The 25,877-nt window shown below is 70.2% G+C and carries 21 protein-coding genes; 11 read left to right on the top strand and 10 right to left on the bottom strand.

Features of this window, described 5'->3' with window-relative positions; genetic code table 11:
* Positions 1-102: 102 nt before the first annotated feature.
* From ACFXHE_RS12280 to ACFXHE_RS12270, 3 genes are read left to right on the top strand one after another with little or no spacing between them, the layout of a single operon-like run.
* Positions 103-1,521, top strand: a complete 1,419-nt coding sequence (locus ACFXHE_RS12280) for an L-fucose/L-arabinose isomerase family protein (RefSeq protein WP_379382440.1) — start codon at positions 103-105, stop codon at positions 1,519-1,521.
* A gap of 1 nt (position 1,522) precedes the next feature.
* Entirely contained in the window at positions 1,523-2,998 is a 1,476-nt protein-coding gene (locus ACFXHE_RS12275; protein WP_379382438.1) for an FGGY-family carbohydrate kinase, read from the top strand.
* A gap of 35 nt (positions 2,999-3,033) precedes the next feature.
* Complete coding sequence (locus tag ACFXHE_RS12270; RefSeq protein WP_379382436.1) at positions 3,034-3,693, top strand: TMEM175 family protein; 660 nt, start codon at positions 3,034-3,036, stop codon at positions 3,691-3,693.
* Positions 3,694-3,696: 3 nt separating this feature from the next.
* On the opposite strand, the gene ACFXHE_RS12265 is transcribed toward ACFXHE_RS12270, so the two are convergent.
* The gene (locus tag ACFXHE_RS12265; RefSeq protein ID WP_379382434.1) at positions 3,697-5,004 is read right to left on the bottom strand and encodes a bifunctional o-acetylhomoserine/o-acetylserine sulfhydrylase; all 1,308 of its coding nucleotides are present in this window, start codon (positions 5,002-5,004) and stop codon (positions 3,697-3,699) included.
* 30 nt (positions 5,005-5,034) lie between these two features.
* Positions 5,035-5,550, bottom strand: coding sequence for an OsmC family protein (locus ACFXHE_RS12260; protein ID WP_379382433.1), 516 nt, complete (start codon positions 5,548-5,550; stop codon positions 5,035-5,037).
* Between the two features lie 168 nt (positions 5,551-5,718).
* On the opposite strand from ACFXHE_RS12260, the gene ACFXHE_RS12255 reads away from it, so the two are divergent.
* Complete coding sequence (locus ACFXHE_RS12255) at positions 5,719-5,889, top strand: ribbon-helix-helix protein, CopG family (protein WP_379382431.1); 171 nt, start codon at positions 5,719-5,721, stop codon at positions 5,887-5,889.
* Here ACFXHE_RS12255 and xylB read toward each other — a convergent pair.
* From xylB to ACFXHE_RS12230, 5 genes are all read right to left on the bottom strand, one after another.
* Positions 5,880-7,268, bottom strand: a complete 1,389-nt coding sequence (gene xylB / locus ACFXHE_RS12250) for a xylulokinase (RefSeq protein WP_379382429.1) — start codon at positions 7,266-7,268, stop codon at positions 5,880-5,882. The genes ACFXHE_RS12255 and xylB overlap by 10 nt on opposite strands.
* A 17-nt stretch (positions 7,269-7,285) precedes the next feature.
* Entirely contained in the window at positions 7,286-8,296 is a 1,011-nt protein-coding gene (locus ACFXHE_RS12245) for a zinc-dependent alcohol dehydrogenase family protein (RefSeq protein WP_379382428.1), read from the bottom strand.
* 103 nt (positions 8,297-8,399) lie between these two features.
* Complete coding sequence (locus ACFXHE_RS12240; RefSeq protein ID WP_379382426.1) at positions 8,400-9,404, bottom strand: glycoside hydrolase family 172 protein; 1,005 nt, start codon at positions 9,402-9,404, stop codon at positions 8,400-8,402.
* A gap of 121 nt (positions 9,405-9,525) precedes the next feature.
* Positions 9,526-10,440, bottom strand: a complete 915-nt coding sequence (locus tag ACFXHE_RS12235; protein WP_379382424.1) for a tyrosine-protein phosphatase — start codon at positions 10,438-10,440, stop codon at positions 9,526-9,528.
* A 168-nt stretch (positions 10,441-10,608) separates the two neighbouring features.
* Positions 10,609-12,999 carry a PEP-utilizing enzyme gene (locus tag ACFXHE_RS12230; protein ID WP_379382422.1) on the bottom strand — a complete coding sequence of 797 codons (2,391 nt, stop codon included), beginning with the start codon at positions 12,997-12,999 and terminating at the stop codon, positions 10,609-10,611.
* A gap of 166 nt (positions 13,000-13,165) precedes the next feature.
* Between ACFXHE_RS12230 and ACFXHE_RS12225 the strand changes: the two genes are divergently transcribed.
* From ACFXHE_RS12225 to ACFXHE_RS12200, 6 genes are all read left to right on the top strand, one after another.
* Positions 13,166-14,674 carry an FAD-dependent oxidoreductase gene (locus ACFXHE_RS12225; protein ID WP_379382420.1) on the top strand — a complete coding sequence of 503 codons (1,509 nt, stop codon included), beginning with the start codon at positions 13,166-13,168 and terminating at the stop codon, positions 14,672-14,674.
* A gap of 339 nt (positions 14,675-15,013) precedes the next feature.
* Positions 15,014-15,964, top strand: coding sequence for a LysR family transcriptional regulator (locus ACFXHE_RS12220; protein WP_379382418.1), 951 nt, complete (start codon positions 15,014-15,016; stop codon positions 15,962-15,964).
* A gap of 278 nt (positions 15,965-16,242) precedes the next feature.
* Positions 16,243-18,330 (top strand): alpha/beta-hydrolase family protein, encoded by a 2,088-nt coding sequence (locus tag ACFXHE_RS12215; protein ID WP_379382417.1) that lies wholly within the window; start codon positions 16,243-16,245, stop codon positions 18,328-18,330.
* A gap of 129 nt (positions 18,331-18,459) precedes the next feature.
* A complete protein-coding gene (gene hsaA, locus ACFXHE_RS12210; RefSeq protein WP_379382415.1) occupies positions 18,460-19,620 on the top strand; it encodes a 3-hydroxy-9,10-secoandrosta-1,3,5(10)-triene-9,17-dione monooxygenase oxygenase subunit in 1,161 nt (386 codons plus the stop codon).
* Complete coding sequence (locus ACFXHE_RS12205; RefSeq protein WP_379382413.1) at positions 19,620-20,474, top strand: alpha/beta fold hydrolase; 855 nt, start codon at positions 19,620-19,622, stop codon at positions 20,472-20,474. Before hsaA ends, ACFXHE_RS12205 begins: the two co-directional genes overlap by 1 nt.
* A gap of 84 nt (positions 20,475-20,558) precedes the next feature.
* The gene (locus tag ACFXHE_RS12200) at positions 20,559-21,083 is read left to right on the top strand and encodes a DinB family protein (RefSeq protein ID WP_379382411.1); all 525 of its coding nucleotides are present in this window, start codon (positions 20,559-20,561) and stop codon (positions 21,081-21,083) included.
* Positions 21,084-21,161: 78 nt separating this feature from the next.
* On the opposite strand, the gene ACFXHE_RS12195 is transcribed toward ACFXHE_RS12200, so the two are convergent.
* Positions 21,162-23,465 (bottom strand): LuxR C-terminal-related transcriptional regulator, encoded by a 2,304-nt coding sequence (locus ACFXHE_RS12195; protein ID WP_379382409.1) that lies wholly within the window; start codon positions 23,463-23,465, stop codon positions 21,162-21,164.
* A gap of 156 nt (positions 23,466-23,621) precedes the next feature.
* Here ACFXHE_RS12195 and ACFXHE_RS12190 point away from each other — a divergent pair, with 156 nt between their 5' ends.
* Positions 23,622-24,002 carry a hypothetical protein gene (locus ACFXHE_RS12190; RefSeq protein ID WP_379382833.1) on the top strand — a complete coding sequence of 127 codons (381 nt, stop codon included), beginning with the start codon at positions 23,622-23,624 and terminating at the stop codon, positions 24,000-24,002.
* A 3-nt stretch (positions 24,003-24,005) separates the two neighbouring features.
* On the opposite strand, the gene ACFXHE_RS12185 is transcribed toward ACFXHE_RS12190, so the two are convergent.
* Both ACFXHE_RS12185 and ACFXHE_RS12180 read right to left on the bottom strand, forming a co-directional pair.
* The gene (locus ACFXHE_RS12185; protein WP_379382408.1) at positions 24,006-24,923 is read right to left on the bottom strand and encodes an alpha/beta hydrolase fold domain-containing protein; all 918 of its coding nucleotides are present in this window, start codon (positions 24,921-24,923) and stop codon (positions 24,006-24,008) included.
* Positions 24,924-24,983: 60 nt separating this feature from the next.
* Positions 24,984-25,832 carry an alpha/beta fold hydrolase gene (locus ACFXHE_RS12180; RefSeq protein WP_379382407.1) on the bottom strand — a complete coding sequence of 283 codons (849 nt, stop codon included), beginning with the start codon at positions 25,830-25,832 and terminating at the stop codon, positions 24,984-24,986.
* Between the last annotated feature and the right edge of the window lie 45 nt (positions 25,833-25,877).

Below are 25,877 nucleotides of genomic sequence, written 5' to 3'. Positions count from 1 at the left end.
GCCCGCGTTCACCCCGAAAATCCGATTTCGGGCGCGGCGTGCGGCCTGAACTGGAATTCTGAACGGAGTCGAGAGTCCACCCAGTGCGGGGAGGCAGGCAGTATGGCCCGAATCGGCGTGATCAGTCTTTCCGACGGCCGCGACTATGTGCACGGCGGCATCGTCGGATTCATCCGGACCGCGGAGGACCGGCTCGTCACCGAGCTGACCGCGGCCGGGCACACCGTGATTCGCGGTGTGCAACCCATCGGCGGCAACGACCAGGCGGTGCGGGTGGCCCGGCAGGTGGAGGCGGCCGGGGTGGACCTGACCGTGCTGTACTACGCGGTGTGGGCGTTCCCGCACTTCACCATGCTGGCCGCGGGCGCGCTGCGCGGGCCGCTGCTGCTGCTGTCCAATATCGACCCGGTGCAGCCGGGCATGGTGGGCATGCTGGCTGCGGGCGGCGCGCTGGACCAGATCGGCCGCGCGCACGCCCGGCTGTGGGGCGATCCCGCCGATCCGGACCTGATCGCGGCTATCGGGGAACGCGCTCGCGGTGCGGCGGCGGTGGCCGGCCTGCGGGGCAGCACCTTCGGGCGCATCGGCGGGCGGCCCATGGGCATGAACACCGCGGTCGCCAATACCGATCAGTGGCAGCGGGTGTTCGGCATCGATGTCGAGGAGATCGACCAGTGGGAGATCGTGCGCCGCGCCGAACTCGCCGACGCCGGTGAGGCCCGGGCGGCGCGAGAATGGCTGGAGCGCAATACCGCCGGGGTCCACTACGACGGCGGCAAGCTGACGCCGGAGCTGCTGGAACGGCAGCTGCGCTCGTACCTGGCCATGCGGGATCTGATCGCGGAATGGCGGCTGGACTTCTCCGGCATCAAGGGACAGCCGGAGCTCACCCAGTACTTCGCCACCATGGACATCACCGAGGCGTTCCTCAACGACCCCTACGACTGGAACGGGCCCAAACAGCCCCACGTGTGCGCCACCGAGGCGGATATGGACGGGGCGCTCACCATGCAGCTGCTCAAGCAGATCGCGGGCACGCCGGTGCTGTTCGCCGATGTCCGGCACTATCACGCCGACCGCGACATCTGGGATCTGTGCAATTCCGGCCAGCACGCCACCTGGTACGCGGCGCGCAGCGACGATCCGGCCGAGAATCTGGCCCGGGTGCACCTGTATCCGGAGGTGTTCTTCTTCCCGGCCGGCGGCGCGTCGGTGCACCACCTGGCCGCGCCCGGGCAGATGACGCTGGCCCGGCTCACCCGCCGCGGCGGCGCCTACCGCATGCAGTTGATGCTCGGCGAGTTCGAGACCTACGACCCGGCCACCAACGAATCGCTCATGAAACAGTCCACCTGGGAGTGGCCGCACGCCTTCGCCCGCCTGGACGCCGACGCCGGGGACTTCCTGTCCCGTTTCGGCGCCAATCACATTCACGCCGTGCCGGGCGACCAGCGCGCCACCGTCCGCGCGGCCTGCGAACTGCTCGACGTCACGCTCGACGAATTCAGCCGGGCGAGCTGACATGTTCCTCGGCATCGATATCGGCACCTCCGGATCCAAGGGCGTCCTGGTCGACCACGCGAGCACGGTCGCGATGAGAGCCGAACGACCGCACCGGGTTTCGACGCCGCGCCCGGGCTGGGTGGAGCACGACGCGGAGACGGTGTGGTGGGCCGACTTCGCGGCCATCGCCCGCGAACTGGTGGCGGCCGCCGACGGCGAACCCCTCGAGGGGCTCGCGGTGAGCGGCATCGGGCCGTGCCTGCTGCCCGCCGACGCTGCGGGCCGCCCCTTGCGGCCCGCCATCCTCTACGGGGTCGACACGCGCGCCGGCGACGAAATCGAGGAACTGAACGCGGAATTGGGCGCGCAGACCGTGCTGGAGCGCTGCGGCTCGCCGCTCACCAGTCAGGCGGTCGGGCCGAAGCTGCGCTGGCTCATCCGCCACGAGCCGCAGGTGTGGCGGGCCACCCGGATACTGTTGATGGCGAGCTCGTTTCTGGTCCATCGCCTCACCGGCCGCTACGTCCTGGACCATCAATCCGCCAGCCAGTGCGTGCCCATGTACGACCTGATGGCCCGCGACTGGGCCGTGGACTGGGCCGAATCCGTCGCACCCGGCCTGCGACTACCCGAATTGGCCTGGCCCACCGAGATAGTCGGCCGGGTCACCGCCGAGGCCGCCGCGGCCACCGGCCTGCCCGCCGGGCTGCCGGTCACCACCGGCACCATCGACGCCTGGGCCGAGGCCGCCGGTGTCGGCGTCCGCGCCCCCGGCGACTGCATGATCATGTACGGCACCACCATGTTCCTCACCCAGGTGCTGACCGACCCCCGCCCCCAGCCCGGCCTGTGGACCACCTGCGGAACCTGGCCCGGCACTTACACGTCCGCCGCCGGCATGGCCACCTCCGGGGCGATCACCGACTGGCTGCGCACCCTCACCGGCAGCGATTTCTCCGAACTCGTCGACGAGGCCGCCCACGTTCCGCCGGGCAGCCGCGGGCTGCTGGTGCTGCCCTACTTCGCGGGCGAACGCACACCCCTGTTCGATCCGGACGCCCGCGGCGTGATCGCCGGTCTCACCGTCACCCACCAGCGCGCCGACCTCTACCGTGCGGTCCTGGAGGGCATCGGCTACGGCGTGCGGCACAACCTCGAGGCCATGGCCGCCGCGGGGGCTCCCGCCACCCGGCTGGTGGCCGTGGGCGGCGGCACCAAGGGCGGGCTGTGGACCCGCATCGTCTCCGACATCACCGGCCTGCCCCAGCAGCTTCCGGCCGACACGGTCGGTGCGGCCCTGGGCGACGCCCTGCTCGCCGCCGAAGCCCTGGGCCTGGACACCGCCGCCTGGAACCCGATCATCACCACGGTCGAACCCGACCCGTCCGTCACCGCCCACTACGCCCTGTACTACCGCCACTACCGATCCCTTTACGACGCAACGAGAGCCACCGCCCACTTCCTCGCCCGGGAGCAACACCGCGCCGCCCCGTGACATCCGCTAGGGTCCGGCCCGGGAAGGGCAGGTGGATGACTCGATATCACCGCATCGCGGCGCAGGACCTCGGCCGCCTCGGGGCGCTCAGCGACGGAATCTTCGCTGTGGCAATGACATTGCTGGTGCTGGATCTGCACGTGCCCGCGGGCGAGGCGTGGCACGAGCGCTCGCTGTGGAGTGCGGGCGCGGTCTCCGACGAGCAACCGGTCTGGCATGCGCTCACCCACGTGGGCCCGCAGTTCCTCATCTGCCTGCTGGGTTTCCTCACCCTCGGCATGTTCTGGATCGGCCAGCAGACCCAGCTCAACCTCATGGACCGGGCGGACCGCTCGCTGACCTGGATCCACCTCATGTTCCTGTTCGGAATCTGCCTGGTGCCCTTCGCCACCGCGCTGCTGGCCGCCTTCCCCCAGTCCCGCCTGGCCCTGCTGGTGTACTGGGCCGACCTGCTGTATCTGGGCCTGGTCCAGCTCGCCGCGCTCCGCTATGCGCGTCGCGCCGGTCTGCTCGCCGAGCACACCGGACCCGAGGACCTGACGGCCATCCGCCGCCGCATCGGCATCGTGCAACTGCTGTATGCGGCGGCGGTGGTCCTCTGCCCGATCAGCACCTACCTGAGCATCGGGCTCATCATCGCCCTCCAGGTGAATTCGGCTGTCTCCCCGCCGATTCGCCCGTTCGATCGTTTCTGAGGGCTACTGCGCGGCGGCGAATCCGGCGCGCAGATCGGCGAGGATGTCGTCGATGCCCTCGATTCCCACGGCCAGGCGGACCAGGCCGGGGGTGACGCCTGCCGCGAGCTGCTCCTCGGGGGTCAGCTGGGAGTGGGTGGTGGAGGCGGGGTGGATGACGAGGGAGCGGACGTCGCCGATATTGGCGACGTGGCTGTGCAGGGTGAGGGCTTCGACGAAGCGCTTGCCCGCGTCGACCCCGCCGGCCAGCTCGAAGCCGATGATGGCGCCGACGCCCTTGGGGGCCAGCTGCTTTCCGCGCTCGTACCACGGTGACGACGGCAGGCCCGCATAGGAGACGGCCGTGACCTCGGGTCGCTCGGTGAGGAATTCGGCCACCGCCCGGGCATTGGCGACGTGCCGTTCGAGGCGCAGGCTGAGGGTCTCCAGGCCCTGGCTGATGAGGAAGGCGTTGAACGGCGAGATGGCCGAGCCCAGATCACGCAGCAGCTGCACCCGTGCCTTGAGCGCGTAGGCGGGTGCGCCGAGATCGGCGTAGACCACACCGTGGTAGCTCGGGTCGGGCTCGGTGAATCCGGGGAAACGTCCAGTGCGCCAATCGAAGGCGCCGCCGTCGACGATCACGCCCGCGATGGCCGCGCCGTGCCCGCCCAGGTACTTCGTCGCCGAGTGCACGACGATGTCCGCCCCGTGGGCGAGCGGCTGGATGAGATACGGGGTGGCGACGGTGTTGTCGACGATGAGCGGGATCCCGGAACCGTGCGCGACCTCCGCGATGCCGGGAATGTCGAGAATGTGGTTCTGCGGGTTGGACACCGTCTCCCCGTAGAAAGCCTTGGTGTTCGGGCGGATTGCCGCCCGCCACTGGTCGAGGTCGTCCGGATCCTCGACGAAGCTCACCTCGATGCCCAGCCGCGGCAGGGTGTACCGGAACAGGTTGTAGGTACCGCCGTAAAGCCGCGGGCTGGACACGATGTGGTCCCCGGCCCCCGCGAGGTTCAGGATCGCGAAGGTCTCCGCCGCCTGACCCGAGGCCAGCAGCAACGCGGCCACACCGCCCTCCAGCGCGGCGATCCGCTGCTCCACCGCGTCCTGGGTGGGATTCATGATGCGGGTGTAGATGTTTCCCGGCTCGGCCAGCCCGAACAGCGCGGCGGCGTGATCGGTGTCGCGGAAGACGTAGGAGGTGGTCTGGTAGATCGGCAGCGCGCGGGCGCCGGTCGCGCCGTCGGGCGTCTGCCCCACGTGGACCTGCTTGGTCTCGAAACTCCAGGCGGCGGTGGGGTCTTCGGGCAGAGCGGATGCGGTCATCGGGGCCTCCGGTGGGTTGGGGACGTGTTCCTACTGGGTGACGAGGGTGGTCTCGACCGGGGTCCGGCCGGTGGTGAGATCCAGGACGGGGCAGTGCTCGTCGACCGCCCGCTGCAATTCGGCGTAGCGCTCGGCGGACTCGGGTCCGCTGATCCGCACGGTCACGCGCACCGCCTGGAATCCGGGGCGGACCGTGTCGTCGAGTCCGAAGAAGCCGCGCACATCGAGATCGCCCTCGGCGTCGACGGCCAACTCCTCGATGGCCACGCCGAGCCGCTGCGCCCAGAACCGATACGTCACCACCTGGCAGGCGATCAGCGAGGCCAGATATACCTCGACGGGATTCGGTGCGGACCCCGCACCGCCGAGCGACGGCGGCTCGTCCACCCGAACCGTGTACCGCCCCAGGGCAATCGCGCTCCCGACGGTGCCCTCCGGTGTCCCCGCGGCCCGGAACACCACCGTGGCCTGGGCGGGATCCGCGGCCACGGCCCGGCCGGTCGCCTCGACGATATCGTTCAACGGAGTGCTCAGCTCGGTCGTCATACCGCGTGAAGCTACGACCCGGCCACCGGTACCGACGATGGTTACGCTCGCCGTGAGCGCAATCGCGGCTCGTCGCACGGCCCCGGAGCTACCCGCCGGTCATGTGATGGTTGCCAACTGGTCAACCGTTCGGCAGACAGGGTTGCGCGGGGGTGGTATGAATTCGCGGTGGCATGGACTTTGCGGCTCAGCGAGGACGAAGAAGCTGCGCTGAGTGCGCAGGCGGCGATGGAAGGGCGGTCGAAACACGACATTGCCCGGGACGCCATCCGGACCTACATCACCCGGCACCAGACCTGGGACGACTATCTGTCCGACGGTCCGGTCGTCTACGGGTAGTAGGTGTCGCGTATCTCGGTGTAGCGCTGGCGAATAGCGGCGCCGATCCCCACTGCCAGAGCATGGAATTCGGTGCCCGCGGGGGTGGGCCAGCGGGGTGGGCGGGGACCGCCGCGCAGAGCCCAGGCGGCCTGGCGGGCCGCGCCGAGGGCGACGTATTCGCTCGGATTGGGCACCGTGACGGTGCGGCCGAAGATGGTGGCGGCGGCGTGCGCGATGAGGCGGGACCTGGATGCCCCGCCGATCAACAGGATTCGATGCGGCACAGTCGGCAGGCGGTCCAGGGCCTCGGCGATATTGCAGAGCATGCCCTCGATGGCGGCGCGGGCCAGATGGTGCGGGCGCATGGTGTGCGAGCGCAGGCCGTGCAGGCTGCCGGTGGCGTACGGCAGATTCGGGGTCCGCTCACCCGCGAGATAGGGGAGCAGGGTGAGACCGTCCGCGCCCGCGGGCGACTGCGCGGCCAGTACCTCCAGGCCGGACACATCGATGCCCAGCAGCATCGCGGTCGCGTCCAGCACCCGGGCGGCATTGAGCGTGCACACCAGCGGCAGGAACGCCCCGGTGGCGTCGGCGAACCCGTTCACCGCGCCGGAAGGATCGGCGCTGGGGTGCGCGGCGCGGGTGAAGACGGTGCCGCTGGTCCCGAGCGAGACCACCACATCCCCGTCCCCGATGCCCAAACCCAGTGCGGCGGCCGCATTGTCGCCGGTACCGGCCGCCACCAGCCGCCCGCCCGGCGTGTGCCCGGCGATCTCGGCGGGCGCCAGCACCCGCGGCAGCGCGGGCCTGCGGCCGCGGAAGGCCAGCGCCAGCAGATCCGGGCGGTAGGCGCCCGCGGCCGGTGACCAGTACCCGGTGCCGGAGGCGTCACCCCGATCGGTGGTCGGCTCGGTGGCCGGATCACCGCCGCGCAGCTGCCAGGTCAGATAGTCGTGCGGCAGCAGGACCCGGACCGTCCGGTCGGCCAGCTCGGGTTCGTGATCGGCGAACCAGCGCAGCTTGGCCACCGTGTGCGCGGCCAGCGGCACACTCCCCACCGCGTCCGCCCACGCCTGCGGCCCGCCCAGCTCGTCCACCAGCTGCGTCGCCGCCTCCGCGGACCGGGTGTCGTTCCACAGCAACGCATCCCGCACCGGATGCCCGGCCGCGTCCAGCGCCACCAGTCCGTGCTGCTGCCCGGCCACCGCGATGGCCTCCACATCGCGCATCATGCGATCACACGCTGCCCGCAGCGCCTCCCACCACATGAGCGGCGGCACCTCGGTCCCGTCGTAGTGCGGAATCTGGCGGTGCCGCAATATCGTTCCGGTATCGGCATCGCACACCACGATCTTGCAGGACTGAGTGGACGAGTCCACTCCGGCAACGACCGTCATTGGCCAGCCACCACCCTCTATCGTGCCGCCGCCCGTCCGGGATGCAGCTGGATCTTGCGTCCGGTGCCCGCGCGGAAGGTCCGCAGAGCATCGCCGAATTCGTCGAGCGCGAAGTCGTGGGTGATCACGGTGTCGGCGTCGATGACGCCCTCACCGAGCAGGTCCACGGCCCGTCCGAAACTGTGCAGCACGGCCATGGAGCCGACGATGGTGATCTCGTCGTTGTAGACGCGGAACGGCGAGATGCTCGCCCGCGCCGCCGCCGGCGCCACCCCGAACTGCTGATAGGTGCCGCCGCGCCGCACCCGGGACAGCCCGTCCTCGATCGCGGCCACCGTTCCGCTGCAATCGATCACGATCTCCCAGCCCTCGGGGCGGTCCATGTCCTCGGCGGATACGGTGGCCGCGTCCGCGCCCAGCGTGCGCGCGGTGGCCAGCCGGTCGGCATTGGTGTCCACCATCGACACCGACGCCGCGCCCGCCGCGATGGCCAGCTGCAGCATGAGCAGCCCCATGGTGCCCGCGCCGTAGATCAGGTAGTGCGACCCGAGTCGCCGTGGCAGCACATCGAATCCGTGCACCGCGCACGAGAGTGGTTCCACCAGTGCGCCGTGCGCGGGCGGCACATGCCCGGGGAGCCGATAACAGTTGGCGGCGGGCACTTTCACGTACTCGGCCATCGCGCCGTCCACGGTGTCGCCGATGGCGCCCCAGTTCTCGCAGAGATTGCCGCGCCCGATCGCGCAGTAGTGACAACGCCCGCAGAACAGCGAGGGATCCACCGCCACCCGGTCACCGGCCCGCACCCCGGCCGCGTCCGCGCCGAGCGCCACCACCTCCCCCGCGAATTCGTGGCCCGGCACGATCGGATAGGGCGTGGGCGGGAATTCACCCTCCACGATATGGATATCGGTCCCGCATATCCCGACCGCATCCACCCGGATCACCACCTCACCGGTGCCCGGAGTAGGGTCCGGCACGGATTCGACCGAGAACTGTCCGGGCTTCTCGACCACCAAGGCGCGCATAGCAATAACCATGCACCCGCGTGCCACCCGTTCGACGCGTTTTACGCAATAGCAATCGCAATCTTTCTGTTTTCCCGCAATCGTTACGGGGACACGCGGGGGATCAGGGGAGGGCGTGATACCAGAAGGCGGTGGAGGCCACATGCGCCTGGTCCAGCGGTAGGTAGTGGCCGTCCGCGCGCCAGCCCAGCGCCTGCACGGTGGCGCGCAGGCCGTGGTCGAAACAGATGGGGTCGGGAATGTGCCAGCGGTACATGCCGAATCGCTGGTGCGGTTCGTAGATTCGATGCGGCGGCAACACCTGCGGCATGCCCAGATAGGGGGTGGAGTAGGGGCGATAAGCGCCGTCGAGGTCGAAATTCCAGGCCCCGCCGAAATAGTCCTCGGTGCCGGTTCCGCACAGGGTGGGGAATTCGGTGTCGTCGTCGAGATAGAACTTCAGCTCGCCCTCGCCCCACCAGCCCGCCGCCCGCGGCTGCACGGCCAGATACGTCCCGGCATACCGTCCGGGACCGCCGTCGATCTCGACGATCGGATGCTCCGCCGGGGTGCCCAGCGGATCGGAGCAGCGCCACCGGGCGTGCAGATACCCGGCGGCGCCGGGTAACTCCTCCTCCAGATAGGTGATCTGGTAGTACACCGGCGCGGCTCGCTCGGACCCGTTGTGCAGGGTGATGAGCGCGCGAGTGTGGAAGGGCATGGGCCAGTAGCTGTTCAGCCCGCCGGCGGGCGCGACCACCACCATGGCGGAATTGATCAGCGCCAGCTGATCCCAGCCGTTGCAGAAGAAGTCGCCCAGCGGCACCGCGACGCCCGGTTCGGGCGAACCGTCCCAATACATCTGGAGGGTGAAGTCGCGCAGCAGCGCGCGATCGGTGGTGAGCCACAGGTGCCGGATCACGCCGGGCCCGGAAAGGTCGGCGAGCGTGGCGGTTTCGCCGGGCAGCAGATCGATGGACGGCGACACCTTCCACCCGCGTCCCAGCCCCGCGGCCGCGAAGGCCCCGGTTCCGGAGATGGCGCGCCCGCCCCCGCCGGCCTCGCCGGTGGGGTTCTCCGCGCTCACCGAGCGGGTGCGCCGCCCGTCCAGCTGCCAGATCTCGTGCACCATGCGAATTTTCGCATGTCGATCACGAATGTGAAGCGGACATGCGGCGGACATGCGAATGCCGACGCCGTCCCATGGCCGCCGCCTCCCCGGGCCCACAGCGTCGGCATTCCGGAACTGCTTACTTACCGACCAGCTTGGACTTCAGCGCGGCGACGGTCGCGTCGTCGACGCCCAGGCCCTGCGACAGGAAGTTGTCGAAGGAGCCGAAGCTCTGCTGGACCGCGTCGAAGGAGGCGTCCAGGTAGTCGCGGTCCACGCCGAGCACCGGCTCGAACAGCGACGGATCGGTGACCAGGCCCTTGGCGACCAGGCCGTCCAGCGTGGCCTTGTTCGACGCGGCCAGGTTGTCGTTGGACGCCAGGTAGTTGTTGTAGATCTGGCCCTTCGGCGCGCCCAGGGCGCTCAGCAGGATGGCCGACATCCAGCCGGTGCGGTCCTTGCCGGCGGTGCAGTGGAACAGCACCGGGCCGTTGGCGTTGGCGATCTCCTTGACCGCGGCGCTGAACTGCGAGCGCGCGGTCGGGTCGGTGACCATCCACTTGTAGTAGTCGACCATGTACTGATGGCCCTTGCCGTCACCGAGCAGCTGCTGCTGCACGGCCGGGCCGCCCTGCACGGCCTTGGCGAAGAACAGGTAGAAGTCGTTGTTCGGGTCGTAGACCGGCAGCGACTTCTCCGGGATCGAGGCCGGCAGCTTGTCGGGGTTCTGGCCGCGCTCGGTCGGGCTGCGGAAGTCGATGATCTCGACGATGCCCGCCGACACCAGCTGCTGCTGCTCGGCGTCGCTCAGCTTGTTCAGCGCGTCGGAGCGGAAGACCGAACCGTCCTTGACCTTGCCCCCGCCGCCCTGGGTCGGGATGCCACTCAGGTCCCGGGCGTTCGGCGCGGACGGCAGGTCCAGTGACGTGCCCTTGGGCGTCTGTAGCACCGGGACGGGCGCCGCCAGCGCCGGGGTGACGGCGATCGGGGTGAGGGCGATGAGCGTGGCGGCTACACCGGTGAGTGTGCCGCGTACGGCGCGCGAGATCGTCACTAGGGGGTTCCTTTCGGTCACGGACCGGGTGGTGGGGTGTCCCGGTCCGGGCTTCTGACGCGGGCCCGGCCGCCGGATACGGCGCGGGGCCCACGGGTCCGGGCATGACCGACCGGCCTCGGGCGCGAGCGCGGGAGCGCCCGAGGCACGGTGCGGTTGCCGGCCGAGCTATTCCGCGTCGGCCAGCAGCGTGATGGTTCCGGCGGCGCCGTCGACCCGGACGCGCTGGCCGTCCTGGAGCGCCGTGCTGGCGGTCTTGGTGTCGACGACGCAGGGGACGCCGAACTCGCGGGCCACGATGGCGGCGTGCGAGGCCGAGCCGCCGATATCGGTGACCACCGCGCCCGCGTAGCCGAACATGGCGGTGTGGCCGGTGTCGGTGACCGCGGCCACCAGGATGTCGCCCGGCTCGATGTCGTCGTCGAGGGTCAGCACGCGCTTGACGGTGCCCTCCACCACGCCCGGGCTCACGCCCAGGCCGGAGATGGTGTCGCCGACCGCGATCGCGCCGGAGATCTCCTCCGGCTCCCACGGGCCGTTGACCACATCGGGCATCCGGATGGCCTGGAAGCGGGTGCGCTCGGCGCGGCGGCGCGCCACCCGCTCCTGCAGATCGGCCGGGGCCCAGAGGATTTCGTCGAGGTTCAGGAACGCCGAATCCTCGATCGCGGTGAGCTTGCCCGCGTGCACCAGGCGCGCGGCCCGCTCCTGGGTGGCCAGGCGCAGGCAGTGGGTGACACGCACGACGGCGTCGCGGGCGCGCTCGCGGTAGACGGTCGCGCCGACGGCCATCTTGGCGGTGCGGCTGGTCGGCTCCGGCACCGGTTCGCGGTGCGGCGCGGGCATTTCCGCGGCCCGCCCGGCGGCGGTGACCAGCAGCTCGGGGCGGTCGCCGAAGGTGGCGTTGATGAGCTCGCACTCGCCCGGGCCGCGGTGGCCGATCCGGGCCAGCTCCTGGTCGAGGGCCTGCGAGAACTCCGGCGACTTCTCGCGGGCGGCCGCCACGTCACCGGTCTTGGCCAGCGCCTGCAGTCCGGCATCCTTGCGGCACAGGGCCGCCAGTCGCTCCACGGCCAGCATGGTCTTGGCCGACTCCAGGCGGTTCAGGTCGATCTTGACCTCGCCCTTGTGGGCGGCGGTGGCCGCGCCGGTCATCATGACGCCGATGGAGGCCGCCTGCCACGCCTGGTTGAGGCGGTCGCGCCAGAGCAGGGCGCGGGCGTGCAGCTGCTCGTCGGTGAGTTCCGAGATCTGGTCGCGGGTCAGCGCTTCCGCGTGCGAGGCGGCATTGATGTGCTCGGCGGTCTTGCTGTAGCCGAGCGCGGTGGCGGCGACCCGGCCCATGGCCTTGAAGGTGCCGGCGCGGGCGGCCAGGCCGGTCGGCATGGCAGGGCGGCCCTTGGGGTGCAGTTCGACATCGCCGATGGTGCCGTAGACGTCGCGGCGCACGCTCTCCTCGTCCCAGCCGGGCATGTTCTGCGCGGAGAAGACGCCGATGGAGGCGTTGATGTACACGCTGTGGCCGAGCACGCTGGTCACGCGGGACACCCAGTGCTCCAGCGCGATTCCCTCGATGGCGATCATGTGGCCCATGGCCTCGTTGCCGAGCCGGATGGCGCCCGCCTGCAGATCGATGGTCAGCGGGGTGAGCGGGCCGGGCAGCGCCTCGGAGGTGTTGGTGGCGGTGTAGACCGGGATGCGGTCGTCGACCATGTCGTCGAACTCGCCCTGCAGGCCTTCGGGCGCAGCCGATTTCAGCGCGTAGCCGTCGGAGGTCGGGGCGTTCTGCGGCACCACGTGGGTGGGCAGCGGAATCGCGCCGCGGCGCGCGCGGATACCGGAGCCGCCGCTCTTGCGGCCGTGCAGGGCGCGCGCCACGTCGGCGATCACCTCGGTGGCAGTCCAGCCGTAGCGGAAGCCCCAGTCCTCGCGGGCGGCGCTCGCGTCCACCGGGGTCTGCGACGCCGACGACTTGGGCAGCCACGCACCGTATTTCACGCCCGCGTCGGCGAGGATGCGCTTCACCTCGGCGCTCGACACGTTGCCGGGCGCGGCCAGCTCGACTACGCCGCCGCGCTGCGACAGCGCCGCCAGCACCAGGAAGCGCTCCAGGTCGTCGTAGTGCAGCACCTGGATGCTGCCCTTGCCGCCGCCGGTCAGGCTCTCCAGCGCGCGCCAGCTGCCGCGGTCGATGCGCCGGCCGGCCACCAGCGCGGTGCGCACGATGAGCGCGTCCGCGCCGGAGCCGGTCACGATCTTCTCGACACTCGAATCACCGCCTGCCGCAACGGGAACCACGAGGCGCGCACCGGAATCCTTGGCCGCCTGGGCGATTGCCGCCACCGCCGGACCCGCTAGGTGCACGATCGCGTCGACCCCGGCCACGGCCCGCACGCAGACCTGGGCATCGGACAGATCGCCGACGATCACCTCGACCCGCGGGTCCACGTAGCGGTGCCGCTGCCGGTCCAGGCCGACCACCTCGTGGCCGGCCGCCAGCAGCATGCGCGCCACGGCACGGCCGCTCGGCTCGGTGACACCGGTGACCAGAATCCGCATTGACTCTCCTCCTCGTGCAGGCATCCCCAACCACAGTGACGCCGTTCACACACCATCCCCAGTGCAACGGGTGGTGACGGGTCACAGTCCCGGTCAACGGGATCGGTGAATCGCTCAGCAAGATGGGGCGCTAAGTGACGGCGGTCGGAGCGGGCACCGTCGAGGCATGACAGTGCGGAATCCGGTCACGCCGCGGGCGGCCGGCGAGGTGAGCCACTACGACATCGAGACCGATGTGCTGGTTGTCGGGTACGGCGCGGCGGGCGCCTCGGCGGCCTACGAGGCGGCCTACGCGGGCGCCCGGGTGCTGGTGGTGGACCGGTCCGGCGGTCCGGGCGGCGCGTCGGCCATGTCGGGCGGCGAGATCTATCTGGGCGGCGGCACCCCGATCCAGGTGGCCTGCGGCTACGACGACACCCCCGAGGCGATGGCGGCCTTCCTGAAGGCGGCGCTCGGCGCGGGCGCGGACGCGGCCAAGATCGACGAGTACTGCGCGGGCAGCGTCGAGCACTTCCACTGGCTGGTTGACCGTGGCGTGCCGTTCAAGCCGACCATGTGGGACGCCCCCACCTGGGTGCCGCCCACCGATGACGGGCTCATGTGGCTGGGCGAGAACAGCTGGCCCTTCACCGAACTGGCGTACCCGGCCCCGCGCGGGCACCGGCCCACCGCCAATGACTTCGGCGGCAAGCTGCTGATGGAGTGCCTGGCCGACGCGGCCGAATCCGCCGGCGCCACCGCACTGTTCGACACCCACGTCGGCACCCTGATCGTGGACGGCGACGGTGTCGTGGTCGGAGCGGTCGCGCGGCGGTACGGCAAGGAGATCACCATCCGCGCCCGTCGCGGCATCGTGCTCACCACCGGCGGTTTCGTCGACAACGACGACATGCTCGCCGCCCACGCGCCGCAACTGCTGGGCCACACCAAGGTCAGCGCGGGCACCGACGACGGTTCCGGCATCCGCATGGCCCAGGCCCTCGGCGCGGCAGTGCGCCACATGTCCGCCGGTCAGGTCGGCATGTCCCTCATTCCCGGGCTGGCCGCGCGCGGCCTGGTGGTCAATGCCCTCGGCCGCCGCTTCATCAACGAGGACACCTACCCCGGCCGCATCGGCCAGCACGCGCTCTACCGCCAGAACATGGGCGGCAGCTGGGCGGGCGACGACACCGCGGTTTGGGTCGTCGTCGACGAGGACGGCTTCGAGGACGTCCCCGAACCGCAGCGCTGGGGCGTGCGGCCCACCCACGTCGCCGAGACGCCCGCCGAACTGGAAGAGCTGACCGGCCTGCCGGCGGGCTCGCTGACCGCGTCCATCAGCCGCTACAACGAATTCGCCCGGCAGGGAACCGATCTCGACCACCACAAGTCGCCCCGCTGGCTACGCGAACTGACTCCTCCGTTCGCCGCCATCGACGTCAAGGCCGGCGTGCGCCCGCCGTCGGAGGCCGGTGACCGGCGTGGCACCGGCGCGTCCGTCTTCACCCTCGGCGGCCTCCACACCGACCTGGACGGCCACGTCCTCGACCTCGACGGCCGTCCCATCTCCGGCCTCTACGCCGCCGGTCGAGCCGCCAACGGCCTGCACGGCTTCGGCTACATCTCCGGCACCTCCCTGGGCGACGGCACCTTCTACGGCCGCCGCGCGGGCACCGCGGCCGCCCGCCGCGCATAGCCGATCGCCTTCTGTCGACACTCTCGGCCCGGCGGCAGGGCACGGAAGCCACTGCGGAACAGGGTTTCGGCGGCGTAACGGGCCAGTCGCTCCAGGATCGAGGCGAGAAGGCTTCGAGGCGGCCCAGCAGCCGGGACTCGCAGGCGATGAGGGTGACACCGCTCGCATCGGGCCGAGGGCCATGGCTGCCGCCGCGCCGGCACCGCCGCCGCTCGGCGTCTGTGGTCGCTGCCCCTTGTTCGCAGTGGCGATTCGGCGGGCGGGTTGCTGCCGCGTCGGGTGAGTTGTGGTGGGCGATGGCCCTTTTGCCACCGAGAACAGGTTCTAGACTCGCGCGCTATGGAAATTCACATGCGGCAGCTGCGGTATTTCGTTGCGGTGGCGGAGGAGCTGAGCTTCACGCGCGCCGCGCAGCGGTTGCATGTGGCGCAGCAGGGGCTGAGCGCGCAGATCCGGCAGCTGGAGAAGGCGCTGGATCTGGTGCTGTTCACGCGGACCACCCGCAGCGTCGAGCTCACCGCGGCGGGGGCGGCCCTGCTCGAAGGTGTCCGAAGTGCTTTGACCACACTGGAAATGGCGGTCGAGCGGGCGCGGGTGGCGCAGCGGCTGGAATCGGATCGGCTGGTGCTCGGCTATCTGGAGGGCGCGGCGCTCACCCTCACCGAGCCGATCCTCGCGGCCTTCCGTGAGCAGCATCCCGGGGTGACGGTCGACATGCGGCAGTTCACCTATGAGGAGCCCGCGGCCGGACTGGAGAGCGGGACCGTCGACGTGGCCTTCGTGCGACTCCCGTTCCGCGCGGCCGGAATCCGCTTCGAGCCCCTGTTCGCCGAGCCGCTGGTGGCGCTGGTGCCCGCCGCGCACCGGCTGGCGGAACTGCCCGAGGTGCGGGTGCGGGATCTGCTCGACGAGCCGCTGCTCGGGGCGGCCACCACCGATCCGGAGTGGAATGCCTTCTGGGAGTTGCACGATCACCGCGACGGGCGGCCCGCCCCGGTGGTGTCCCGGTCGAGTTCGCTGCTCGAGGAGCTGCACAAGGTCGCGGTGGGGGTCGGCGTCGTGCTGACGGTGGCGTCGGCGCGGTGGATGCCCTTTCCCCGGGTCCGGGTGCTGCCGGTCGCGGACGCCCCGCACAACCAGGTGACGGTCGGCTGGCGCGTCGACCACGAGACGCCGCTGGTGCGGTCGTTCGTGGACATCGCACGCCGTGTTCGCGACGCCAACCCCGACCTGGTCGCGCGCCTGGAACAACCCGATCTCGACGACTGCACCCTGCCGCAGCATCTGTGATTGACAATTGGGGCTTGTCAATGGCTGGGAAATAGCTGTTTCACACCGGTTCCCCTGCGCTCTAATGTGTTTCCGCGTGGGCGGTCAACGCGGGGGTTGCGGCGTCCACCGGCGAGCCCGCCCAAGGCTCGCGACTGCCTCATTTACCCGGTGAGGCGATCTCGGATAGCCAGCACCGCCGGGCGACGGACTGAGCCCCCGTTGTCCGGGCGGTGCCGGCGCCCGTGCCCGTGCGTGTCGCTATCGTGCGGCCGCCGTCGGGCGACCAGACTCGGGGCATGACGGCGGACGAACAGCAGGGTGACGAGCACGGGGACGACGCCCCCGACGCGGCAACCGGGCGCGGCGAAACGACCGAACCCCAGCCGCCCGTATCTCATCCTGCGGCCGAGCCAGAGCAGCCGACCGAGCCCGAGCAGCCGACCGAGCCGGGGCAGCCGACCGAGCCGGGGCAGCCGACCGAGCCCGAGCAGCCGACCGAGCCTGCCGAGACGACCGAACGTGATGAGACGACCGAACGTGCCGAGACAACCGGGCGTGATGAGACGACAGCGCGCGAAGAGCTAACCGCGACTGGTGAGTCGACCGACACGGGTGAGACGAATGGGCAGGCCGCAGGCGCGGCACGGCCGGCATCGCTGCGTTCACGTGTATGGGCGGTCGCGGATCGTGCGGAGCGGGCCGTCAATCCGAGCTATCCGGGGTTGGTGGTGGCCTGGATTTTCTTCCTCTGGGCGGTGTCGCCCTCACTGCTGCCGCGCACCTGGCTGTTCGAGGGTCTGGTGTGCGGGATCAGCGCGGCCATCGGGTACGGCGTGGGTGGCGTGCTGGAGTGGGCCTTCAAGAAGTGGGTGCGGCCACGGCTGCCGGAGTCGGCGGAGGGCCTGGCCAAGCTGTGGCATCCGAGCGAGACGACGCGGGCGGTCAGCAAGGCCGTGATCGTGGTCGGGACCATTGCCGGCGCGGCCCTGGTGCTGGCCCGGTCGGCGCGCTGGCAGCGCGATCTCGAAGTACTGATGGGGATGACGCCGACCACCACCTCGAGCTACCTGCGCGCCGAACTGGTGGCGGCGGCGACCCTCGCGCTGGTGATCGTGGCGTATCGCCTGGTGCGGTGGCTGATCCGGCTGATCGTGCGGCTGCTCAACATCGAATGGCGGGTGCCGAGGAACATCGCCTACCCGGGCGCGGTGATCGTGGTCGCGGTGGTCGCGGTGCTGCTGTTCCAGGGTGTGCTGGCGAAAGCCTTCTTCTCCGTGGCGAATTCGGCGTTCAGCCTGCGCAACGGCAAGACCTCGCCGAGCGCCGTCCAGCCGCAGCTGCCCGAAAGGTCCGGCAGCCCACAGTCACTGGCGCCCTGGGACACCCTCGGGTCGGAGGGCCGCTGGTTCGTCGCCACCGCGCCGACCGCCGACCGGATCGCCCAGGTCACGGGAAGGCCCGCGCGCGAACCGATTCGGGTGTACGCGGGCCTGGACTCGGCGAACACGCAGCAGGACATCGCCGATCTGGTGGTGCGGGAACTGGATCGCACCCACGCCTTCGAGCGCAAGGTGCTGGTCGTGGTCACCACCACCGGGACCGGCTGGGTGGACTCCACCACCGCCTCGTCCATCGAGTACATGTACGGCGGTGACACCGCCATCGCCGCCACCCAGTACTCCTACCTGCCGAGCGTGCTGTCGTTCCTGTCCGACCGCCAGAAGGCCACCGAGTCCGGGAATGCGGTGATCCACGCCGTCCATGAGCGCTGGGCGCAGCTGCCGCCGGGACAGCGCCCGAAACTGCTGGTGTACGGGGAGAGTCTGGGCTCGCAGGGCTCCGAGGGCGCTTTCACCGGGCTCGACGACATCCGCACCATGGTCGACGGCGTGCTGTGGGTCGGCCCGCCCAACTCCAACCGGATCTGGCGTCAGCTCGAGCAGCGCCGCGATCCGGGAACGCCGGAGATCCTGCCCGTCTACGCCGACGGCCTGATCGTCCGCTTCGCCGCCACCGCACCGGAACTGGGCCGCCCGGACCGGACGTGGTTCGACCCGCGCGTGGTGTATCTGCAGCACGCCTCCGACCCGATCGTCTGGTGGTCGCCGGATCTGCTGTTCACGCAACCGGATTGGCTGAAGGAACCGCGCGGTGCGGACGTCTCCAAGTCCATCCGCTGGTGGCCGATCGTCACCTTCTGGCAGATCAGCGCGGACCTGGCCAACGCCCAGGGCGTCCCGTCGGGCCACGGCCACCGCTACGGCGACCTGCCCCTGGACGGGTGGGTCGCGGTGGCCCAGCCGCAGGACTGGAACCCGGACCTGGAACGCAGCATCCGCAAGGCCCTCGACGAGGACATCACCTGGGAATACGCCCACAAATAGCCGCTGCACGGCGATCGGTCCGTATCCAGCGGAACCCGGGTTCCGATCATCGGGACTATTTCGGATCGAAACACCGCCTTGGCCATAGCTTCGAGGGCAGGAAACTCTGGCACGAGGAGGAACGCCCGCATGACTAACAAGGTGCTCGATCGGGTCCGCGATCTGCTGCCCGCGATCCGGGAACGCGCGGTTCAGGCCGAGGAGCAGCGGCGGGTGCCCGACGCCAGCATTGCCGAGCTCACCGAGGCCGGCGTGTTCCGCATGCTCCAGCCGGCCCGCTTCGGCGGCCTGGAGGAGTCGCCGGTCGCCTTCTACGAGGTGATCCGCACCATCGCCACCGTCTGCCCGTCCACCGCCTGGGTGTCCTCGGTACTGGGCGCGCACCCGTGGCAGCTGGCCCTGTTCGAGGATCAGGCCCAGCAGGACGTGTGGGCCGAGAACTCCGACACCCTGGTGTCCTCCTCCTATGCGCCGACCGGCAAGCTGACCGTGGTCGACGGCGGCTACGAGCTGTCGGGTCGCTGGCAGTTCTCCTCCGGCTGTGACCACGCCCAGTGGGTGTTCCTGGGCGCGCTGGTGCCCACCGCGACCGGCATGGACTACTACACGGTCCTGGTGCCGCGCACCGACTACCGCATCGAGGACACCTGGGACGTGTCGGGCCTCGCAGGCACCGGTTCCAACGACATCGTCATCGAGAAGGCCTTCGTGCCGGCCCACCGCGCCTACTCGGCCGCGGACCAGGCCAACCTGGTCGGTCCCGGCCAGCAGGTGAATACCTCTCCGCTGTACAAGATTTCGTTCGGCGCGCTGTTCTCCAACACCATCACCGCCCCGATCATCGGCGCGGCCCAGGGCGCGTACGAGGCGCACATCGAGCGCCAGCGCGAGCGGGTGCGGCTGTCCTACGGCGGGCAGAAGGTGTCGGAGGATCCCTTCGCCCACGTCCGGATCGCCCGTGCCGCTTCGGAAATCGACGCCGCCGTGCTCCAGATGGAGCGCAATATGGGCGAGCAGCTGCGCTACGCGCAGGCCGGTGAGGAGATCCCGTTCGAACTGCGCCTGGCCACCCGCCGCGATCAGGTGCGCGGCACCGAGCGCGCGCTCGAGGCGATCGACCTGCTGTTCAAGAACTCCGGCGGCCACGCCATCCGGCGCCCGAACATCATCGAGCGCAACTGGCGTGACGCGCACGCCGGCAGCGTGCACGTGATCAACGATGTGGAGCGGGCCCTGGCCATGTACGGCAAGGGCGCCATGGGCCTCGAGGTCGCGGATCGGATGCTCTGATGACCCTGACCGCGGAGAACACCACCCGCTGGGTGACGGTCGACGGCCTCGAGCTCCGCTATCACGAGGCCGGCGAGGGCCCGGTGCTGGTGCTGCTGCACGGCTCCGGCGCGGGCGTGTCCGGCTGGGCCAACTTCGGCGACAACCTGCCGGTGCTGGCGCAGCACTTCCGCTGCCTGATCCTGGATCAGCCCGGCTTCGGCGAGAGCGGCCGCCCGGAGGTGTACGAGCGCAATTACCTGCGCATCGCCGCCGACGCGGTGATCGGGCTGCTCGACGAGCTGGGCATCGAGAAGGCGCACGTGCTCGGCAATTCCATGGGCGGCACGGTCGCGACCCTGCTCGCGCTCGAGCACCCGGGTCGCGTCGATCGCATGGTGCTGATGGCGCCCGGCGGCGTCGGCGTGAACGTGCTCGGACCCGAACCGTCCGAGGGCATTACGCGGCTCATGGAGTTCAATGCCGACCCCACCGATGAGAAGGCCATGGGCTTCCTGCGGGCCATGGTCTACAACCAGGCCACGCTCACCGAGGAACTGGTGGCCAAGCGCCTGAAGGCCGCGGCCGATCCCAAGGCCCAGGCCGCCCTGCGCGACGCGTACGCCACCTTCTACAACCCCAGGCTGGCCGAACCGGTCCCGCTGTGGGCGCGGTTGAAGGGCATCACGCAGGAGGTGCTCATCCTGTGGGGCCGCGATGACCGGGTCACCCCGGTGGAGGGCTCGCTCTTCGCCGCCCGGCAGCTGCCGAACGCGGACCTGCGCACCTTCGCCCGCTGCGGCCACTGGGTCATGGTGGAGCGCAAGGACGCCTTCGAGCGGTCCGTGGTCGACTTCCTGAACAACGGCCTGTAGCAAGCGGTTTCCGATGATTCGGGGGTGGGATTTCCCACCCCCGAACTCGTTTTCCCGGTTTCGGCCCGGCGCTACAGTCCGAGCATGACGTGGACAGCCCCGGACATCACCCGATCCGCCCAGGTGCTCGTCGGCGACGAGCGGGCCATGCTGCACTCCCTGCTCACCCGCGGCCGCGAGATCCTGCTCTGGAAATGCCAGGGGCTCACCGGAGCACAGCTCGCGACCCGCAGCGTGGCGCCGTCCACCATGTCCCTGCTGGGCCTGATCCGGCACATGACCGAGGTGGAACGCGGCTGGTTCCGCAAGCGGGCCGCGGGGGAGTCGGTCGGCTACCTCTACTCCAGCGATCCGAGCCAGGACGCCGACTTCGACGACACCATTCCCGAGCAGGCCGAGGCCGACTACGCCCGATTCCTCGAGGAAATCGCCGTGTGCGACAAGGCCATAGCCGATCTTCCCCTCGACCACACCGTCACCCATCCGCGCACCGGCACCGACCTCTCCCTGCGCTGGACCTACCTGCACATGATCGAGGAGTACGGCCGCCACGCCGGCCACGCCGACCTGCTGCGCGAACGCATCGATGGGGCCACCGGCTACCAGTAGCCCGGGCTTCCCCGACACGCGTCCGATCCGAATGCGCCTTCGGCTGCGACAGATTCGGGTCGCGCGCGGGTAGCGGATCTACAGGTTGTGTTCGTGCGCCCAGGCGGCCAGCTGCGTGCGGGAGGTGAGCCCGAGCTTGGTGAGGATGTGCTCGACGTGGGTCTCGGCCGTGCGGACCGAGATGACCAGGTCGGCGGCGATGCGCTTGTTGCTGTGACCGGCCGCGACCAGGCGGGCGACGTCCTTCTGACGGCGGGTCAGCACACTGGTTTCCGACAGGGTCGCGGTGGCCGCCCGCGGAGCGCGCTTCAGGGCGGGCGGCGGCGCAACGGGTTCCGGCTCGGCGGCGGTGCGGCCGAGGGCGTAATCGATGGCCTCCTCCAGCGGCAGGCTCGCGCCCGCGCCGAACGCGGTGCGGAACGCCTCCTCGCCCAGCGCGTCCCGGACCTTGAGCCGCTCCTTCTCACCGACCGCGACGGTGATGGTGTGGGCCAGCCGAATCGTGCTGCGCTGCAGTGATTCCGCCGCGCCCAGCAGGCGGGCGGCCCGCTCGTGGTCGCCGTCCGCGGAGACCGTCCAGGCCAGCCCCTCGAAGGCCGACGACAGCCAGATACAGCGCTCGAACAGGGCCAGCTCCTCGATGGCGCGGCCGTGGAATTCGGCGGCGGCCTCGAGTTCGCCGCGCCGCCAGTGGTCGATCCCGACCGTCCACAGCGCCAGCCCGCCCAGCAGGTGCGAACCGCTGTCGGTGGTGAGTTCCAGGAAGCGCTGGGCCAATTCGGTGCGCCCCGGCGCCTCCAGCACCATGGCCGCCATGAAAGAGAATGCGTGCGAGTCCATTTCAATGGCGTGCTGGCCGTGCGTGGCCGCCAGCTCGATGGCGCTGCGGCCCAGCTCCAGCGAGCGTTCGCGGTCGCTGGAGGCGAAGGCCAGCAGCGACCGGTCCAGCGCCACCTCGGCCATGATGTCGGTATCACCCAGGGCGGCAGCCAATTCCATGCACTCGCTCACCAGCCGCGCCGCCGACTCCTGATCGCCCAGCAGGGCGGCCAGCGAGGCGGCCGAGGACAGCGCCTTGGCCCGCTCGGCGGTCCGCTCCGGATTGCGGGCCAGCGAATCGGTGAGCCAGCGGTAGCCCTCGGACAGGAAGCGGTTGTGCTCCCAGAACGGGCGCAGCACGGTCACCGTGGCCATGGTGCGCAGCGGCTCGTCCTCCAGCCCCGTGCGCAGGGCGGCACGCAGATTCGCGTGCTCGCGACTCAGCTCCCGGAACCACGCCACGTCCTCCGCGGTCCAGTACGCGGTCTGCCCGCGCATGGCCAGCTGCCGGTAGTGCTCGCGGTGCCGCGCCCGGACCTCCTGGTCCGTGCCGCGCTCGGCGAGCCGGTCGGCGGCGAACTGACGGATCGGCTCCAGCATCGAGTACCGGGCGACATCCCCGTCGAAGCGCAGCATCACCACCGACTTGTCCACCAGCCCCGTCAGCGCCTCCATCAGCGACGCGGACCCCAGCTCGCACACCGCCTCCGCGGCATCGATGTCGAAACCGCCCGCGAACACCGAAAGCTGTTCCCACAGCGCCTGTTCCGCCGCGGTGCACAGGTCGTAGCTCCAGCGGATCGCGCCCTCGATGGTCTGCTGGCGCTGCGGTGCGGTGCGCGGCCCGGCGCTGAGCAGCCCGATGGTGTCGTCGAGACGGTCCAGAATCTGTTCCGGCGTGAACATGCGCAGCCGTAGCGCCGCCAGCTCCAGCGCGAGCGGCATGCCCTCGAGGCGGCGGCAGATCTCCGCCACCACCGGCCGGTTGCCGGGGCTGGCCTGGAAGCCCGGGTTGGCGGCGCTGGCGCGCTCGATGAACAGCTGCAGCGCGTCGCTGTCCTCGCCGGCGGTCCGGGGCACGGTCAGCGGCGGTACCGGCATGACCTGCTCGCCCGGTATCCCGAGCACCTCGCGGCTGGTGGCCAGCACCCGCACATCCGGTGTGGTGGCGATGATCCGGCCGACCAGCGCGGCGCACGCCTCGATCAGATGCTCACAGTTGTCCAGAATGAGCAGCAGCCGCTTGTCGGCCAGGAATTCGGTGAGCCGGGGCAGCGGCGCGGTGGATTCGTCGCGCAGATTCAACGACTCGGCGACACTCAGGGTGACCAGCGCCGGGTCCTGCACATCGGCCAGCTCGACCAGCCATACGCCGTCGGGGAAGGCGCGCGCGACGAGGTGCCCGATCTGTCGTGACAGGCGGGTCTTCCCCATGCCGCCGGGACCGAGCAGGGTGAGCACCCGGGTGGTGGGCAGCAGGCGCTTCGCAGTAGCCAGCTCTTCGCGGCGGCCGACGAAGCTAGTTACCTCTTCGGGGAGGTTTCCATTGACACGCCGCGCCATGGCGTCAAACCTATGTGATTTGCCGCATTCTGTGCCAGCAGGTTGGCATAAACGCAGCTCGCGGCCGCTGCTGATGTGTGCGGCGATACACTCGACCGGGTGCCGAGCCGAACGCGCCGAGCCCGCCTGGCGGACGTCCACGAATTGGCGGCCGGTATGCCGCACGTGACCATCGAGCACGGGCCCGCGGGCAACCCGGTCTACCAGGTCGGCCGCAAGTCCTTCGTCTACTTCCGGACGCCGCGCCCCGACGCCGCCGACCCGGAGACGGGGGAGCGGTACGACGACGTCATCATCTTCTGGGTGCCGTCGGAGGACGACAAGCTGGCCCTCACCCAGGACCCGGATTCACCGTTCTTCACGACCCCGCACTTCCGGGGGCATCTCTCGGTCCTGGTGCGCGGCAGTCGAATTCCCGAACTCGGCCTGCAGGAGCTCGCCGAGGTCGTGCAGGACGCCTGGCTTTCGCGCGCCTCGGCGACCAGGGCGCGACGGTGGCTGGCCGAAAACGCGCCGGGGACAGGCAAATCCGGCTGAGGCTCAGGCCGGGGAGGTCGCCGGCGTCAGTGCGCCGCGCAGGGCGTCGATGATCAGCTTGCGCGCCTCGGTACCTTCGGGAGTCGGGGTCAGGGGATAGACGTGGACCAGTTCGGGCGCCTCGCGATAGTCGACCTCGACACCGGCGGCCCGAGCCTTGCCCACCATGATCCGGGTGTCGGGCACGAGGATGTCGCGGGTGCCGCAGAAGACGGTGAGCGGGCCGAGGCCGGTGAAGTCGGCGAACAGCGGGCTGACCCGCGGGTCGGTGATCGAGAGCGGGCCGCGCCAGTGGTCGCCGAGGACCAGGCCCCCATCGCGTCCGAGCCAGGGATCCTCGGACTGGACGGTCAGGATCTCCGGATTGCTCAGGCTCAGGTCCAGGGCGGGTGAAATCAGCACTGTCCGAGGCACGGCCGGTTGCTGCTCGTCGCGGAGCAGGACCGTCGTGGACAACGCGATCTGGCCGCCCGCCGAATCTCCCGCCAGGCAGACCTCGCCGTACTGGTCTCGATTGGCGCGAACAAGATTCGCGAAGGCGGGGATCACCTGATCGGCGGTGCCGTAGGGGATGAGCGGATAGATCGGCACCGTGACCGTCGTGCCCGCCTCGGCCGCGATATCGGCGGCCAGCTGCCAATGCTGCCTGGCGATCTCATTGACCCAGCCGCCGCCGTGGCAGTACACGACATTGCCTCGGGCGCGGCCGGATCGGGGCGTGAGGGTGTAGATCGGCCAGCCGTTCTCCCGGCGCACCTCGATGGTCACATCCGTACGCAACAGGCGCGGCGGGCCATACGGCTGGGGCCGGAGGCTGCGCTCCCTAATGTGTTCGCGTGCCCCCTCGGCGCTGATGAACGGCCGATTGGCCCGGACGACCCGCAGATACGCGGGCACCGCCCGACTGAGCAAGCTGGGCATCAGCGCCTCCCGTGCGGTAGTCCGTCTCCGGCCTCGACCATACCGAATCGGACCAATGCCCTAGCTGTGTTCGATGACCGCGCCGGTCAGGAAGGTGGACATGGCGGCGGCGACGGCATCCGGCTGATCGAGCATCGACAGGACGTAGGCGTCGTCGATCTCCACGAGGCGCGCCTTGGGAATCAGCTCGGCCAGGCGGCGGCCGTGCTCGCGCGGCATCACCTTGCCGGCCGACGACCACAGGATCAGGGCCTCGCCCCGGAAGTCGCGCAGCGCTTCGGTATTCGCGATGAGTTCGGCTTTGTTGCGGCGGGATCGGGCGTAGGCGAGCAGATCACGCTGAATCCGCTTGTCCCGCAGGCCGGGATCGGTCCAGCCGCGGATGATCTCGTCGCTGAGTGGATACCGTGCCATCCAGCCGAACAGCAGCGGCGAGGAGCGCAGCCACGGGACGCGTAACTGTTTGAGCGCCATCGTGATTCCGCCGGGCAGCGCCGCGCCCACGATGGCGGTCTTGCCTGGCAGACCGGGTGGGAAGTTGGCGAAGGCCTCGCAGGGCAGCACGATCAACCGGCCGACGCGCTCGTCGAGGCCGTAAGCGGTGAGGAAGAGCCCGCCGCCCCAGTCGCTGTGCACCAGGGTGACGTCGCGCAGGTCCAGGGCGGCAAGGAAATCCGCGACCAGCTGATTGAGCCCGCGCAAAGTCAGGTCCGTGCCCTCACGCAAGGGCTCCGGATGCGACCCGAGCGGCAGATCCGGCAACACGTACCGGAAGCCCTCGGGCAGCTTGCCGATCACCTCGTCCCACACCGTGTGGTTCATCAGCAGCCCGTGCAACAGCACCACCGGTGGCCCCTCGCCCCGCTCGACGTAGTGCACCCGTCCCGCACTCAGTTCGACAGCCGGCATGATAGCTCCCCTCTAGAGCATACGCTCTAGTGCGTTTGCTCTAGT

Origin of the sequence: Nocardia sp. NPDC059229, from assembly GCF_042754165.1 — a bacterium.
Lineage (GTDB): Bacteria > Actinomycetota > Actinomycetes > Mycobacteriales > Mycobacteriaceae > Nocardia.
This window is presented reverse-complemented; position numbering and strand designations above follow the sequence as displayed.